Below are 13,112 nucleotides of genomic sequence, written 5' to 3'. Positions count from 1 at the left end.
GCGGATATCGCGAACATCACCACGTCTGCTGCGCAGTATCGTGCAGCGAACGTAACAACCGATACCTGAACGCAAACCCTGCGCCACCTGACTGGTACGGCCGGAGGACTCGGAGAGGCGGCACAGCACATGGGTAACTCGTCGGGTACGCCCCGAACCCGAGCGGCACCCAACGCAGCACCTGAACGCAAATCCCGCGTCACCCGGCTGGTACGGCCGGAAGACTCGGAGGGGCGCAAGAGCGGGCGGGAAATCCCGGTCACCGGCAGCCTGCTGCAGCCGATGAGCCGGCGGACGAGCGACATCGTCCGGGTCGTCCTCGCGATGCTGGGGGTGGCGATCGTCGTCGCGGCGTCGCTGATCACCCGGCCGGAATGGCTGGCGCTGGAAAGTTCGGTATCCACCCTCGTCGACTTCCTGAATCCCGCCCAGTCGAACCTGGTGTATCTGGTCTACGGCATGGCGATCCTCGCCCTGCCGTTCGCGATCCTGATCGAGCTGATCATCGGCCGACAGTGGAAGTTGCTGGCGGGCTATGCCGCGGCCGGAGTGGTCGCCGGACTGCTGCTGTCCATCACCGGCACCGGACTGTCCGCGCCGAAATGGCACCTCCAGGTGCCCGACCGGTTGGACACGTTCCTGTCCCAGTTCCTGGACGATCCCCGCTGGATCGCGATGATCGCCGCGATGCTCACCGTCTCCAGCCCCTGGCTGCCCACCCGGGCGCGTCGCTGGCTGTGGTTCCTGCTGCTCGCCTTCGCGCCGATCCACCTGGTGGTCAGCACCGTGGTCCCGGCGCGGGCGATGTTCGGGCTCGCGGTCGGCTGGCTGGTCGGCGCGGTGATCGTGCTCGTGGTCGGCACACCCGCGCTCGAGGTTCCGCTCGACGCCGCCGTCCGGGTGCTCGCCAGGCGCGGTCACGCCGTCACCGGGTTCACCGTGGTGCATCCGGCCGGTCGCGGGCCGCTGGTGCTGGCCGCCGCCGTAGAGGGGCCCGAGCGCGAGCTGGTCGTCGAGATGTTCGGCAAGAACCAGCGCAGCTTCGGCGCGCTGCGGCAGCTGTGGCGCTGGCTCACCTTCCGCAGCAGCGAAACCGCGGCGATGCACGGGTCCATGCATCGCGCGGTCGAGCATCGCGCGCTGATGGCGATCGCCGTCGGTGACCTCGGGCTGGCCAGCTGTACGCCGGTCGCGGTCGCCGCGCTCTCCCGTGGCTGGATGCTGTTCGCGCACACGCAGCCGCGGGGCGAGTCGATCACCGAGTCGGCCGAGGAGGTGCTGCCCGGTCTGTGGCGGGCACTCGACATCCTGCACCGGAAGCAGATCTCGCACGGGGATCTGCGACCTGCCGACATCCGCGTCGAGGACGGAGCCACAGCTTTCGGCGGCTTCGGCAGTGCCGAATTCGGGGCGTCGGACGCGCAGTTGCAGTCGGATATCGCCCAATTGCTGGTGACCACCACCGCGGTCTTCGGCAAGGAGCCCGCGGTGCGCGCGGCCATCGGCGCGCTCGGCGAATCGCGGGTGCTCGCCGCGGCGAGCCGGTTGACCAAGTCGGCCATACCCACCGGGATTCGCAAGTCGGTCCCCGACTGGAAACACGCGCTGACCGGCGCGCGCGAGGAAGTGCGCAGGCAGACCGGGCAAGACCGGATCGAAGCCGAGCAGATCACCCGGTTCTCGCGCAACCAGATCATCCAGCTGGTCCTGCTGATCGGGCTGGTGTACGTCGCGTATCCGTTCATCAGCGCGGTGCCGACCTTCTTCACTCAGCTGCGAACGGCGAACTGGTGGTGGGCGCTGCTCGGGCTCGCGGTCTCGGCGCTGACCTACATCGGCGCGGCGGCGGCGCTGTGGGCCTGTGCGTCCCGTGCGGTGAGCTTCCGGAATCTGGTGATCATGCAGATCGCGAACACCTTCGCCGCGACGACGACCCCCGCGCGCGTGGGCGGGCTCGCACTGAGCGTGCGCTTCCTGCAGAAGGGCGGTATGGGTGCGGTTCGTGCGACCGCGGCGGTGGCGCTACAGCAGGCCGTGCAGGTGATCACGCACGTCAGCCTGCTGCTGGCGTTCAGCATCGTGGCGGGCACGTCCGCGGATCTCTCGCACTTCGTCCCCGACGCCACAGTGCTGTATCTGCTCGCCGGTGTTGGCGTGGGTATCGTCGGCACCTTCATGTTCGTGCCGAAGCTGCGCCGCTGGCTGAACAACGCGGTCCGGCCGCAACTGCAGGAAGTCCTCGGCGAACTCGCCGATCTGGCCCGCGACCCCAAGCGGTCCGCGGTCATAATCCTCGGCTGCGCGGCGATCATCCTCGGTTTCGCGGGCGCATTGTGGGCCAGTGTGGAGGCGTTCGGCGGCGGCGCGACGTTCGTCACCGTCACCATCGTCACCATGATCGGCGGCACGCTGGCCTCGGCCGCGCCGACCCCGGGCGGTGTCGGTGCGGTCGAGGCCGCGCTGATCGGCGGTCTGGCCGCGTTCGGGCTGCCCGCGAACATCGCGGTGCCCTCGGTGCTGCTGTATCGCGTGCTCACCTGCTGGCTGCCGGTGTTCTGCGGCTGGGCAACCATGCGGTGGATGACCGCGAGAGACCTGATTTAAGGCTTGGTGGCCAGCAGTACGCCGGTCGCCGGCCGCACCGCGACGAACTTCACGTCCTCGAAGCCGCTCGCGCGCACCATGTCTCGGTACCGGCGGATATCGATGCTCGCCAAGGGGTCGCCGTTGTCCTGCGCGGCATCGTGCGTGCGGTGCGCGGCGAATCGCGCCATGACGCGCACGGCCGCGGAAAGGACCGGGCCGGTCGGCTGGGTGTCGGCGAGCAACAGCCTGCCGCCCGGTCGCAACACCCGGAACATCTGCTCGAGGGCGCCAGGGCGGTGCGCCGCGGGGATGTGGTGCATGGCGAAAGTCGAGGTCACCAGGTCCGCGGATGCGTCGGGCAGCAGAAGCGATTGCGCCGTGCCGAGTTCGAATCGGCAGTTCGGCAGGGAGCGAGAGCGCGTGGTCGCGTAGTCGATCATCCGCGGCGAGGGATCCACGCCCGTGACCTGACCGGCGGTGCGAGCCAGCACGCGAGCGAAATCGCCTGGACCACAACCGATATCGACGACATCGGCGCCAGACGCCGGGCCGGCCAGCTCGGCTAGACGCACGTTCAGGCGACCCGCGCGGCCGAGCAGGAACGCGGCCTTCAATGCCCGGTAGCGGCGTGGCTGGGTGAGCAGTACGCCGATGTCGTCGTCGTGGTGCGGTTTGGCAGACTTGGGTTCGTTTCCGGTCATATGTTCAGGATCAGTGGACGTCGCCGTGCCGACCAGGGGCAATGTGGCGGAAACCATCCGCAACCGGACACATACGGAAGATTTGTTCAGGAGGCATCGTGTCGGATCGGCAGGACATCACGGACAGCGCGGATCGCCGGGTCCGGCGCACGAGGAATCTGCTGCACCGAGCGCTGATCGAGCTCATGCTCGAACGCGGCTACGACCGGATCACCGTCCGGGACATCTTGGACCGCGCCGACGTCGGGCGTTCGACGTTCTACGCGCACTATCGCGACAAAGACGATCTGCTCCTGCGCAGCAGCACCGACTATCTGCACGCCGCCGTGGCGGCTGCCGAGACGGACACCAACGCCGAAGAACCGCTCGCACCGGTGCGCACCCTGTTCAGGCTGGCCGCCGACAACCCCGAGGTATATCGAGCCCTGCTCGGCCGCAAAAGCGGCACCGTACTGCTGCGAACGACCAGGGTGATGGTCGGGCAGATCCTCGCCGAGCGGCTGGGCGACCGGCTCGCGATGCCGGAGGAGGAATTCACCACCACCGTGACATTCCTGTCCTGGGGCGTGGTCGGCATGCTCGGCGCCATCGCGGAACCGCATCCGCCGCTCTCGGCGGACGAGGCGTACCAGCACTTGGTCGAGTTGGTCGGCCCCGGCTTGAGCAGCCGGGTCCGCGGCGGTTCCGCAGCCATTCCCGACCCATCGCGGCAACACTGAAGTAGCTCGCCTACCTGCGACTTTCGATTGTTTTCTAGATCAGGGATTGACAAATCGCCGCGCCTACGTGAAGCTATCTGCAGCGCCAGAGCTGCGCCTTCATCGCGAATCACCTCGAGTTCCAAGGGTTTCCAGCCTCCCAGTCGGCGGTCTCAGACCGTGACTCGATCCGGCACAATGACCAGCTCCGATGGCGGATAGGTTTCCCCGACACCATTCTTGCGGTTGTACACGCCGTTGGAGTCCGACCCCCACCCCGGCCCGCCCTTACCCGGGTGGGGTCACCCCTGTCCCCAAGTGCTACCCGAACTGCGGCACGCCCCCGAAAATTTCTGTCCCCCTTGTATATCGGGCCGGGCTGAGCTTGCCGCATACCCGCCCCTGCCGCTCCCTGTCTCCTGCGGGCTCCGATCCCGCGGTCGCAGACGGCGTAGAGCGGCACGGGCGCAATTGCCCCACCCCCGATCCATCGAGCGATCGGGGGTGGGGCGTCCAAACGGCAACCATTCAGACAACATCCAATTGCGAATACGCGCTGTTACAGAATCTCGACTGTGAGCCTTGTCTCGTCACGCGCCAAAAGATTGCTGTGACGATATTCGCTGTGCTCGCTTTCCGCGGAGGGATGCCGTCTCGCCGATGTGCCGGGCTGACCGAGGCACCGGGCTGGATGCGGGCGGTCATCGGGGCGCAAGATAGTTGGACCCTGCACTTCTATGCAGGTGTAGTGCCATTCGGAAACAACTGCGGGAGTGCAACCGCAGACCCGCATGCCCCGAATTGCAGGGCATTGGCCTCCGGCGTGCGATACATACTTTCGAGTGCTCGAAATGAAATCGCCGTTACGTTGAGGCTATTCGCCGCACCAGCTCCGCGCACACGTCACGCTGGATCGGCGTTAACGGCGCGTGATAGGACTCTGAACGGAGGTGGATAACAGCCTCCGACCAACTGGGTCCGGTCGACGACCGCACCCAGCGGGAGGGTTCGCAAGAGGGGAAAGCACTTCTCAATGAAGAAGATTCGTACGTTCGGTGTGGCATGCGCAGTGGCGGCCGGGATCGTTGCGGCCGGCGCCGGCATGGCGGCGGCCGATACGGGGACCGGCACGGGCAACGGTGGCGGCACCCCCGTCGAAACCGGCTCGTCGAAGGTGGTGGTCGAACTCGCCAAGCTGCTCAGCACCGGTAGCGCGGCGCCGGGCACCGGCACCGGCACGGGAACTGGCACCGGCCAGTAATCACCCAAATTGCCCCACCTCACGCGAGGTGGGGCAATTTTGTTTTTGACGAATCCTTGCTGCATAAGGGCTGATTCCTTGACGGACCCCATACAGCCGAACTAATAGGCTCGGGAATCATGCGCCCTACCCCCTGGCAGATCAGAGATGCTCGACATGAGCAGACCGACCCAGCAGGTGAGGCGTCGCGCCGTCGATGGGATGACACACGACTCCGGGCAGCCCTCGTAGGAAAGCGGCTGCGGGCTGTGCTCGACGGAAATTGGGGTTATCTGTTAGCGGCGATCGGCTGCATCATCACATTTGTTCTGCTGTTCCAGCCATGGCTGACCACCAACACGGGCGGGACCGACGGCGCAATCCATGCGAACGGCTTCGGCCGACTCCATGTAACCACCTTCTGGGTAGACCTCTGGGCGCAGTCATCGGTACCCAATCCGAAGGCCAGCGGGACGTGGGGCATCCTCACCAGCGTCGCGATCGGCGTTGCCGTGTGCAGTGTGGCGGTCAATAGCGTGGTCCGCACCAAGGCGCTCACGTACATGGCGACCGTCGCCACGGTCTTCGTCGCGGTTTTCACGATCGCCACCGCGCTCTACCTCAATAGCAAAGGCGACGAACTGACGCGCGTGGTTTCGTACGGGACGGCCCGAGATCCGGGCACGCAGATCGGATTGCTGATCCGATGGGCAAAGGGCCACGACAACTATCCGGCGCCAGGGTTTCGTTCGGTTTCCTACGTCACCGCCAGCCTCACCTGGTATGCGATTCTTGCCGGCTCGATCTCACTGCTTTCTGCTGTGGCTGCCGTCGCTCAGTGGATTCATTTACGCAAGAACCGCCGTCAATCCAATACACCTTCGCGCACGATGCTGATCATGTCCGGTGCGACAGCGAGCAGTTCCTCCACGCGCGCGACGGGGATGAAGCCGACGGCGTAGGCGTCGCCGTCGGTGTCGAGTGAAACCGTGGCCACACCCATGCCCAGGGTTTCTTCCCCCACTTGCTCTAGGAATACGGCGGCGATTTCGCCGCTGTGCCAGCCGTCGCTCTCGGCCAGGAACTCGTCTGCCCAATCCCACGACAGCGCGGGATAGGAACTCAACGCTTCGAGTCCTGACCGCAGCTGCTCGGGATCGTCCTTCCAGTCGAAATACGCCAGAACCGATTGCTCGCCCAACTCACCGAGCAGCACGTGCCATGGACTGCCCCCGGACCACTGGAGTCGTTGCCGATCTTCGATAGCCTCCCGGCAAGTCCGGACAACCTCCGGCTCGTCAGGCGCAAGCAATTCCGCGACCCGCATCGACTGCGCGATTTCGTTCTCGATCTGCGCCTGCTCCGCGGACTCGTTCTGATCCATGGCGCGAGCGTAGCGGTGCCCACCGACCTACCGCTGGAGCCAGGCACGCGGTCCGCGCGAATTCACGAACGCCTGACGGCGTTTCGTCCAGCTCAGGTCAGCGGCGGTCGAACTGGCCGTCGGCGACGCCTTTGGTGAAGGCGTCCCATTCGTCGGCGTTGCAGAGGAGGGTGACGCCTTGGGCGGAGATCGCGGCTCCGCCATCCTGGTGGAGGGAGATCGCCACGCCATCGTCCAGGGTGCCGGAGTTCGCGCTCAGGGCGAGGTCCAGGAAGGCGGGCCAGATCGCGGGTGGAACGGAAACGATCGGCTGCTCGGCTGCGGGGCCGGTGTACTTGCTGTCGCGGATGAGCACGGTATCTCGCCGGTGGGAGATTTCGACGCATGCCCCCGCTTCGCCGCTGAACGTCGATTTGAACCACCGCGTGCTCACAGTAACTACCTTATCTGACTTGCAATCTGATCAATCAGACGAAGTGATTCATCTCGATCGAGCGCGATCTGTTCCACTCTGCTGTACAAGAAGTCGAGCGTTTCGATGCGCTTGGGATCATGCACGACCTCGAGGAAGATGGTGGACTCCAGCCAGCCCAACGTCGGCAGTCGAGGGCTCTCGAAGTCTAGGAGCTGGAAGGTCGATGCGTTCAGACTCGCACCACTGAATGACTGAACGCGCAGGTCAAGAGTGTCCGCATACTGGTCGGCCAGCCCGAGAAGGTGCCGGAGTTGATCTCGCTGAACCTGCGGGCCGCCGATCTCCTGCATCAGCGCCGCTTGGCCGATGATCACCGACAGCTGAAGCGGGTCAGGTCCGTCGAGGCGGCATTGCCGCTGCAAGCGCGCCCGCACACGCTGTCCGATCTCGGTTGGCCGACCTGTTGAGAGTGGCGATGACAGCAGGGCGCGGATGTAGTCCTCGGTCTGCAGCAGTCCTGGAATCACGCCGCTCTCGACGCTGCGTATGCTTCGCGCACCGTCCTCCAACCCGAAGAAGCGGGCGAGTTCGTCGCTGAACAGTGCTGAGTACTCGTTCCACCAACCGCGCCCCTTCGCGATCTTGCGGAGTGCGACCAACTCCTCCTTCTCGTCCGGCTCGAACTCCAGCAGGTCGAGGAGGATCTCCAGCTTGCTCTCCGTAAGGACACCGCGGTAGTTGGCGACTTGCGACCAGTACGCGGAGCTGATGTCCAAGGCCTTCTGGATCGTTGTCGCCTTCACGCCGAGCGCCTTGCTCTGCTCTCGGATGCGGAGCATCAGTTCCCACCCAGCGACGGTCGGAGACGTCCGTGCCATCTCGATCCTTCCCCTTCGATAAGGCCGCCATCACCGTACAGCAGAGAACTACGACCAACCCTTGCGATTAGGTTGTCCACTTAATCTAAGTGACGTACTCTACCTAGCAGCTAAGCAGGCGCTCAATTAGGTGCTGGCTCAAGGGGATAGGGGCGATCATGGCGGTCAGAGTTGTCCGCAACTCGCTGATGATCAGCGATCAGACCGAGCATCAGGCGAAATGCGTCGGCGGCGGGTGCTGGGTCGTCTCGTATCTACCCGGGCGCACGCTGACCATCGACCAGGCGACGGCCGCGATGAAGGCCGCCGAAGTGGCCTCTGTGGTGAGCGATCTGGCTGTTCAGGTTGGGCTCACCGCGTTGGAGACGGTCGGCATGGCGCTTCAGCAACCGCCGTGGGACTGTCCGCGGGCGCGGCCGTGCAGGCCCCGGCTATTCGGGCGGGGTTGAGGCGGAGCTCCCCGTGGCGATCGCGCTGGAATGGCGCGCGGGGTGAATTGCGTTGTCGCCAAACGGAAGTCCCAGGCCGGGTGAGCGGGATGTGCATCTCCGCTTCGTCTACGTTGGGGCGACAGGCGACCTGGTCATCGACCGCTGTGCGTGCGAGACGGCGGCGCATGACTTTCTCGATGCCTGGGGGCGCAGCCACTCCCCAGGTCTGACGGTCTTCGTGGTGAACGACGGCCGAACCGACTTCCAACGATTGAATTGTGAGTTCCTATGGGCACAACCAGATTCGTCGCGATCCAGGCCGCCTGGCAGCGCCGCGATCTCTACGAGCGTGAGTTCGGACTCCGATCGACCGTCGACCCCGACCTCGGGGCACTGTGGCTCGAAGCCGGACTCGATACCGGAGTGCGGGTAGCCGGCATGCCCGCCGCGATCGGACGCGTCATGCGCAACAGTCTGTTGCAGTTGGACATGCGCGCACCGGCCATCTCCCACGCCGATACCGGATGCGTCTGCGGGCGATCGCGTCGCTGGCAGTTCCTGTCCGCCGCCGCGCCGGAGGACGTCCAACTGATCCGTGGAATCAGCAACGACCCGATTCTGGTGGTGCACCGAGTGAGCGCCTACCTCGGCATGCGGGTGCGCCTTCCGACCCCTGGCGACCCGCGCCACGTCTGGATCGACCCGCCGGTACCGGGGGAGATGCCGCATTTCGGAGACTTCATCGAGGGTGTCCGGCACGTCCTCACCCAGATGAGCGGGGTGCGGTGATGCCGACACACGCACACACAACCACACCGCAGCGACGGCACATTCTCGACCCGGCCGAGGTGACACGGCGATGAGCATCGTGATCCTCGCGTGCACGGCTCTCGCCGTCCTCGTACAAATGGGTTGTTACTTCGGGGCCACGTGGGCGCTCGAGCGTCGAGTGGACCGCGAGCTCGCACCGCCGCGTCGGCCGTTGCCGCCGGAGGTGGTGCGAGTGCTCGTCGAAGCGGGAGTCGTCATCCCAATGCCGCCCGGGACGTTCGCCTTGCGGGTTTCTCCGCCTGAGCTGACCAAAGTCGCTGGGTAACTCGATGAACGGCCCAGGCGCAGGCCCCGGTCAGCCGCCGACCAGTTCCAGCGCCTGCGCGGCGGTCAGGCACCCAGCCGTGACGAGTTCGAGGTTGGCCAGCGCGGCATCGTGCGCTTCCGGACTACCAGCAGCCACGCAGTCGGACACCGGGTGCACGGTGAACCCCAGGTCGGTGCCGTGCCGCGCGGTCTGCTCGACGGTCAGGTTGGTTGCCACCCCGGTGACGAAGAGCGTCCCGATGCCTTGATCCGCCAACCACTCCGGAAGCTTGCTGCCCGCGAGCCCGGACAGCTTCTGATTGTCGAACACGTCGGTGGGCTGCGCCTCCATCTCCGGAATGATCGCGGTGCCGGCGGCATCGGGGCGGAATTCGGTTTGCGCCGCGCCGACCGAGCGCATGAAGCCGGTGTTGCGCACGAGCTCGCCCTCGCCAACCGGGATGGTGAACCTGGTGAAGACCACCGGCACCTCCAGCGCGAGCGCCGCCGCGTGGAAGTCCGTCGCACGAGGCACCACACCGCTGGCGGCCACCGGCGCGGCCAACATCGGACCGAAGAACCCTTCCGGCCGGATGACATTCACTTGCCAGTGCAGCGCCAACACGGCGGCGCGGATGCGTCGGATCGCCATGGGAAGACCTTACGCATCGACGCCCATCCGCCGCGCCGATTCACGTGAAACGTGCGCTCCTCGAGTTCAGGACGAATAGTCCTTGCGCAACTGGACTTTCACGACCTTGCCGCTGGCGTTGCGCGGCAGCTCGGGCACCAGCACCAGGTCTGTGGGGTGCTTGTAGCGAGCCAGGTTCTCGTTGAGGAACGGCTCGAGCTCGGCCAGCGTCAGCTCGTCGTCCGGGTTGTGCAGGGCGACCACCGCGACCGGCACCTCACCCCACTTCTCGTGCGCGCGGCCCACCACCGCCGCCTCCCGGATCTTCGGGTGCGCGAACAAGACGTTCTCCACCTCGGCGCAGTAGATGTTCTCGCCGCCGGAAATGATCATGTCCTTCTTGCGGTCCACCACGTAGACGAAGCCCTCGTCGTCCTGGCGGACCAGATCGCCGGAGTGGAACCAGCCGCCCGCGAATGCCTCCGCGGTGGCTTCGGGCTTGTTCCAGTAGCCCTGCATGAGGGTGGGACCGCGGTAGACGATTTCCCCCACCTCGCCGGGCGCGACGTCGTTCATCTCGTCGTCGACGATGCGTGCCTGAATGGTCGGGATGGGCTTGCCCACCGAGCCGATCTTGCGGATCGCGTCCTTGCCCTCCAGCACGCACGTGATCGGCGACATCTCCGTCTGTCCGAACACCGCGACGTTGAACGCATTCGGGAAGCACTCGGCCATCGCGCGCAGCACCGTGTCCGACGCGGGCGCGGCGCCCCAGCTCAACACCTCGAGCGCGAGTTCGCGCTCCTTCACGGTCGGGTGGTCGCAGACCAGCTGCCACTGCGCGGGCACGCAGAAGGCGGAGGTGGCCTGCTCGCGCTCCAGAGCGTCGAGGAACTCCCCGGCGTCGAAAGCGCCGAGCGGGTGCAGCACCGTCTTGGCTCCGAGCAGGAAAGCCGGTGCCAGACTGCCGAGTCCGGCGATGTGGAACAGCGGCGAGGTGCAGAATCCGATCGAATCCGGTTCCAGCGCGAGCGCCCGGATGCAGGTCAGCGCTTGGGCGTTCATGTTCGCGTGGGTCAGCACCGCGCCCTTGGGGCTGCCCGTGGTGCCCGAGGTGTACATGATCAGGCTGGGGGTGTCTTCGGGGATGTCCAGCGGGGTATGCGGTTCGCCGAGTTCGGCGAGCAGGTCGCCGAAGCCGACCACGCCCTCGCCGGACGCACCGCCGATCACCACGCAGGTTTCCAGGGCGGGAGCCTGCGCCCGCACCGCGGCGGCCAGCGGTTGCAGCACGGTATCGGTGACCACCGCCTTGGCGCCGCTATCGCTGACGATGTAGGCGACTTCGGGCGGTGTGAGCCGGAAGTTGACCGGGACCGCGATCGCGCCGAGCGCGTTGATGCCGAAGACGGCTTCGAGGTATTCGGGGTAGTTCAGCGCGAGGATCAGCACCCGATCGCCGAATCCGACTCCCCGGCGCGCCAGCCCGTCGGCGAATTTCAGTGACCGCTCGTGCAATTGGCGCCACGTGGTGTCCACGCCACGGAACCGCACCGCGACCGCGTCCGGGCGCATTTGCGCATGCACGGCGATCTGGTTGTTCCAGTGGTTACGCCGCGACCTGAACGGCTCGGCGAGCGCTGCTGCCCCGGTGGTCATGCCACGAACTCCTCTCGGACCGCCGGATGTCCGGCGGCGACGGGCTGAATCGGGAGCAGAATAGCAACTAACTTAATTGCCAGACAAGTGGCTGCTGGATGAATCGTTGTTAAGCGGTCGAGATTTGTACCTTGCCTCCAATTATTGGCGTCGACCTCGTTGTTCAGGCACAATCGGGTCGCATCCAAGCATGGTGGCGGCCCCGAGAGACAGGGCAAACTATGCGAACCGCGGCTCACTTATGAGTTGAACACGAGGCGATCCTCATGTCACCATCGACGCCAACGGGCGGACCGGCACGCCCGCGCGAGACAGAGGAGAAGCGCAATGCTGCGGACCAGGTTCACCGAGAAATTCGGGGTGGAGCATCCGATCGTGCAGGGCGGCATGATGTGGGTCGGGCGCGCCGAACTCGTCGCGGCGGTCGCCAACGCGGGCGGGCTCGGCTTCATCACGGCACTGACCCAGCCGACCCCCGACGACCTGCGCCGCGAGATCGCCCGGACCAGGGAGCTGACCGACAAGCCCTTCGGCGTGAACGTCACCATCCTGCCGTCGATCAATCCGCCGCCGTACGCGGAATACGTTCAGGCGATCATCGACAGCGGCGTGAAAATCGTCGAAACGGCGGGCAGCAATCCGGAACCGTTCCTGCCCTACTACAAGGACGCGGGCATCAAGGTGCTGCACAAGTGCACCAGCGTCCGGCATGCGCTGAAGGCGGAGCGGATCGGCGTGGACGGAGTGAGCATCGACGGCTTCGAATGCGCGGGCCATCCCGGTGAGGACGACGTCCCCGGTTTGGTGCTCATCCCCGCCGCGGCCCGGGAACTGAGCATTCCGATGATCGCCTCCGGCGGCATCGCCGACGCCCGCGGCCTGGTCGCGGCGCTCGCACTGGGCGCGGACGGCGTCAATATGGGTACCCGATTCCTGTGCACGCAGGAGTCATCGATCGATCAGAAGGTCAAGGAGCGGATCGTCGCCAACTCCGAGCGCGAAACCCAGCTCATCTTCCGCACCATGCGCAACACCGCTCGCGTGGCGGACAACGAGATCAGCCGCAAGGTCGTCGAAATCGAAAAATCGGGCGGCACTTTCGACGACGTGCGCGATCTGGTCGCGGGCGCGCGCGGTCGGCGGGTCTTCGAGGAGGGCGACCTGGACGCGGGCATCTGGTCGGTCGGCCTGTGCCAGGGCCTGATCCACGACATCCCGACCTGCGCCGAACTGATCGGCCGGATGGTCACCGAGGCCGAGGAGCTGATCACCGCCCGCCTCGCCGAAACCGTCGTCGGCTGACCGGGTTCGTCGGCCACAGGGTCAGGCTCGCAGTCGTGACTGGCCACGGACTCGAACCCGCCGGGCCGTCGTCATCGGCTGACCGGGTTCGTCGGCCGCGCGGGCGGTCG

14 protein-coding genes are annotated in these 13,112 nt (G+C 66.0%); 8 read left to right on the top strand and 6 right to left on the bottom strand.

Annotated elements, in window-relative coordinates; translation table 11 throughout:
* Positions 1 to 282 precede the first annotated feature (282 nt).
* Positions 283 to 2,604 (top strand): lysylphosphatidylglycerol synthase transmembrane domain-containing protein, encoded by a 2,322-nt coding sequence (locus IU459_RS01080; RefSeq protein ID WP_195127781.1) that lies wholly within the window; start codon positions 283 to 285, stop codon positions 2,602 to 2,604.
* Here IU459_RS01080 and IU459_RS01075 read toward each other — a convergent pair.
* Entirely contained in the window at positions 2,601 to 3,287 is a 687-nt protein-coding gene (locus IU459_RS01075; protein WP_195127524.1) for a class I SAM-dependent methyltransferase, read from the bottom strand. The genes IU459_RS01080 and IU459_RS01075 overlap by 4 nt on opposite strands.
* 98 nt (positions 3,288 to 3,385) lie before the next feature.
* Here IU459_RS01075 and IU459_RS01070 point away from each other — a divergent pair, with 98 nt between their 5' ends.
* The 3 genes from IU459_RS01070 (at position 3,386) to IU459_RS01060 (ending at position 6,187) form a co-directional block, all read left to right on the top strand.
* Positions 3,386 to 4,006 (top strand): TetR/AcrR family transcriptional regulator, encoded by a 621-nt coding sequence (locus IU459_RS01070; RefSeq protein WP_324198694.1) that lies wholly within the window; start codon positions 3,386 to 3,388, stop codon positions 4,004 to 4,006.
* A gap of 1,012 nt (positions 4,007 to 5,018) precedes the next feature.
* Entirely contained in the window at positions 5,019 to 5,246 is a 228-nt protein-coding gene (locus IU459_RS01065) for a hypothetical protein (protein WP_195127522.1), read from the top strand.
* Between the two features lie 248 nt (positions 5,247 to 5,494).
* Positions 5,495 to 6,187, top strand: coding sequence for a hypothetical protein (locus tag IU459_RS01060; protein WP_195127521.1), 693 nt, complete (start codon positions 5,495 to 5,497; stop codon positions 6,185 to 6,187).
* On the opposite strand, the gene IU459_RS01055 is transcribed toward IU459_RS01060, so the two are convergent.
* The 3 genes from IU459_RS01055 to IU459_RS01045 form a co-directional block, all read right to left on the bottom strand.
* The gene (locus IU459_RS01055; RefSeq protein WP_195127520.1) at positions 6,091 to 6,609 is read right to left on the bottom strand and encodes a DUF6630 family protein; all 519 of its coding nucleotides are present in this window, start codon (positions 6,607 to 6,609) and stop codon (positions 6,091 to 6,093) included. The genes IU459_RS01060 and IU459_RS01055 overlap by 97 nt on opposite strands.
* A gap of 97 nt (positions 6,610 to 6,706) precedes the next feature.
* Positions 6,707 to 7,042 carry a DUF397 domain-containing protein gene (locus IU459_RS01050; protein ID WP_195127519.1) on the bottom strand — a complete coding sequence of 112 codons (336 nt, stop codon included), beginning with the start codon at positions 7,040 to 7,042 and terminating at the stop codon, positions 6,707 to 6,709.
* A gap of 5 nt (positions 7,043 to 7,047) precedes the next feature.
* Entirely contained in the window at positions 7,048 to 7,902 is an 855-nt protein-coding gene (locus IU459_RS01045; protein WP_195127518.1) for a DUF5753 domain-containing protein, read from the bottom strand.
* Between the two features lie 158 nt (positions 7,903 to 8,060).
* On the opposite strand from IU459_RS01045, the gene IU459_RS01040 reads away from it, so the two are divergent.
* From IU459_RS01040 to IU459_RS01030, 3 genes are all read left to right on the top strand, one after another.
* Positions 8,061 to 8,351 (top strand): hypothetical protein, encoded by a 291-nt coding sequence (locus IU459_RS01040; protein ID WP_195127517.1) that lies wholly within the window; start codon positions 8,061 to 8,063, stop codon positions 8,349 to 8,351.
* Between the two features lie 270 nt (positions 8,352 to 8,621).
* Entirely contained in the window at positions 8,622 to 9,122 is a 501-nt protein-coding gene (locus IU459_RS01035; protein WP_195127516.1) for a hypothetical protein, read from the top strand.
* A gap of 70 nt (positions 9,123 to 9,192) precedes the next feature.
* On the top strand, positions 9,193 to 9,429 hold the full coding sequence (locus IU459_RS01030; RefSeq protein ID WP_195127515.1) for a hypothetical protein: 237 nt from the start codon (positions 9,193 to 9,195) through the stop codon (positions 9,427 to 9,429).
* 30 nt (positions 9,430 to 9,459) lie between these two features.
* Here IU459_RS01030 and IU459_RS01025 read toward each other — a convergent pair whose 3' ends face one another.
* Both IU459_RS01025 and fadD5 read right to left on the bottom strand, forming a co-directional pair.
* Positions 9,460 to 10,062, bottom strand: a complete 603-nt coding sequence (locus IU459_RS01025) for a cysteine hydrolase (RefSeq protein WP_195127514.1) — start codon at positions 10,060 to 10,062, stop codon at positions 9,460 to 9,462.
* Between the two features lie 66 nt (positions 10,063 to 10,128).
* Positions 10,129 to 11,700 carry a fatty-acid--CoA ligase FadD5 gene (gene fadD5, locus IU459_RS01020; RefSeq protein ID WP_195127513.1) on the bottom strand — a complete coding sequence of 524 codons (1,572 nt, stop codon included), beginning with the start codon at positions 11,698 to 11,700 and terminating at the stop codon, positions 10,129 to 10,131.
* Positions 11,701 to 12,027: 327 nt separating this feature from the next.
* On the opposite strand from fadD5, the gene IU459_RS01015 reads away from it, so the two are divergent.
* Entirely contained in the window at positions 12,028 to 13,002 is a 975-nt protein-coding gene (locus IU459_RS01015) for an NAD(P)H-dependent flavin oxidoreductase (RefSeq protein ID WP_195127512.1), read from the top strand.
* Positions 13,003 to 13,112 lie beyond the last annotated feature (110 nt).

Source organism: Nocardia amamiensis (assembly GCF_015477605.1).
Classification (GTDB): domain Bacteria; phylum Actinomycetota; class Actinomycetes; order Mycobacteriales; family Mycobacteriaceae; genus Nocardia; species Nocardia amamiensis_A.
This window is presented reverse-complemented; position numbering and strand designations above follow the sequence as displayed.

Coding starts and splice junctions, on each gene's coding strand:
- IU459_RS01080 (WP_195127781.1), top strand. CDS start 283: ATGAGCCGGCGGACGAGCGACATCGTCCGGGTCGTCCTCGCGATGCTG.
- IU459_RS01025 (WP_195127514.1), bottom strand. CDS start 10,062: ATGGCGATCCGACGCATCCGCGCCGCCGTGTTGGCGCTGCACTGGCAA.
- IU459_RS01030 (WP_195127515.1), top strand. CDS start 9,193: ATGAGCATCGTGATCCTCGCGTGCACGGCTCTCGCCGTCCTCGTACAA.
- fadD5 (WP_195127513.1), bottom strand. CDS start 11,700: ATGACCACCGGGGCAGCAGCGCTCGCCGAGCCGTTCAGGTCGCGGCGT.
- IU459_RS01040 (WP_195127517.1), top strand. CDS start 8,061: ATGGCGGTCAGAGTTGTCCGCAACTCGCTGATGATCAGCGATCAGACC.
- IU459_RS01015 (WP_195127512.1), top strand. CDS start 12,028: ATGCTGCGGACCAGGTTCACCGAGAAATTCGGGGTGGAGCATCCGATC.
- IU459_RS01075 (WP_195127524.1), bottom strand. CDS start 3,287: ATGACCGGAAACGAACCCAAGTCTGCCAAACCGCACCACGACGACGAC.
- IU459_RS01065 (WP_195127522.1), top strand. CDS start 5,019: ATGAAGAAGATTCGTACGTTCGGTGTGGCATGCGCAGTGGCGGCCGGG.
- IU459_RS01045 (WP_195127518.1), bottom strand. CDS start 7,902: ATGGCACGGACGTCTCCGACCGTCGCTGGGTGGGAACTGATGCTCCGC.
- IU459_RS01035 (WP_195127516.1), top strand. CDS start 8,622: ATGGGCACAACCAGATTCGTCGCGATCCAGGCCGCCTGGCAGCGCCGC.
- IU459_RS01055 (WP_195127520.1), bottom strand. CDS start 6,609: ATGGATCAGAACGAGTCCGCGGAGCAGGCGCAGATCGAGAACGAAATC.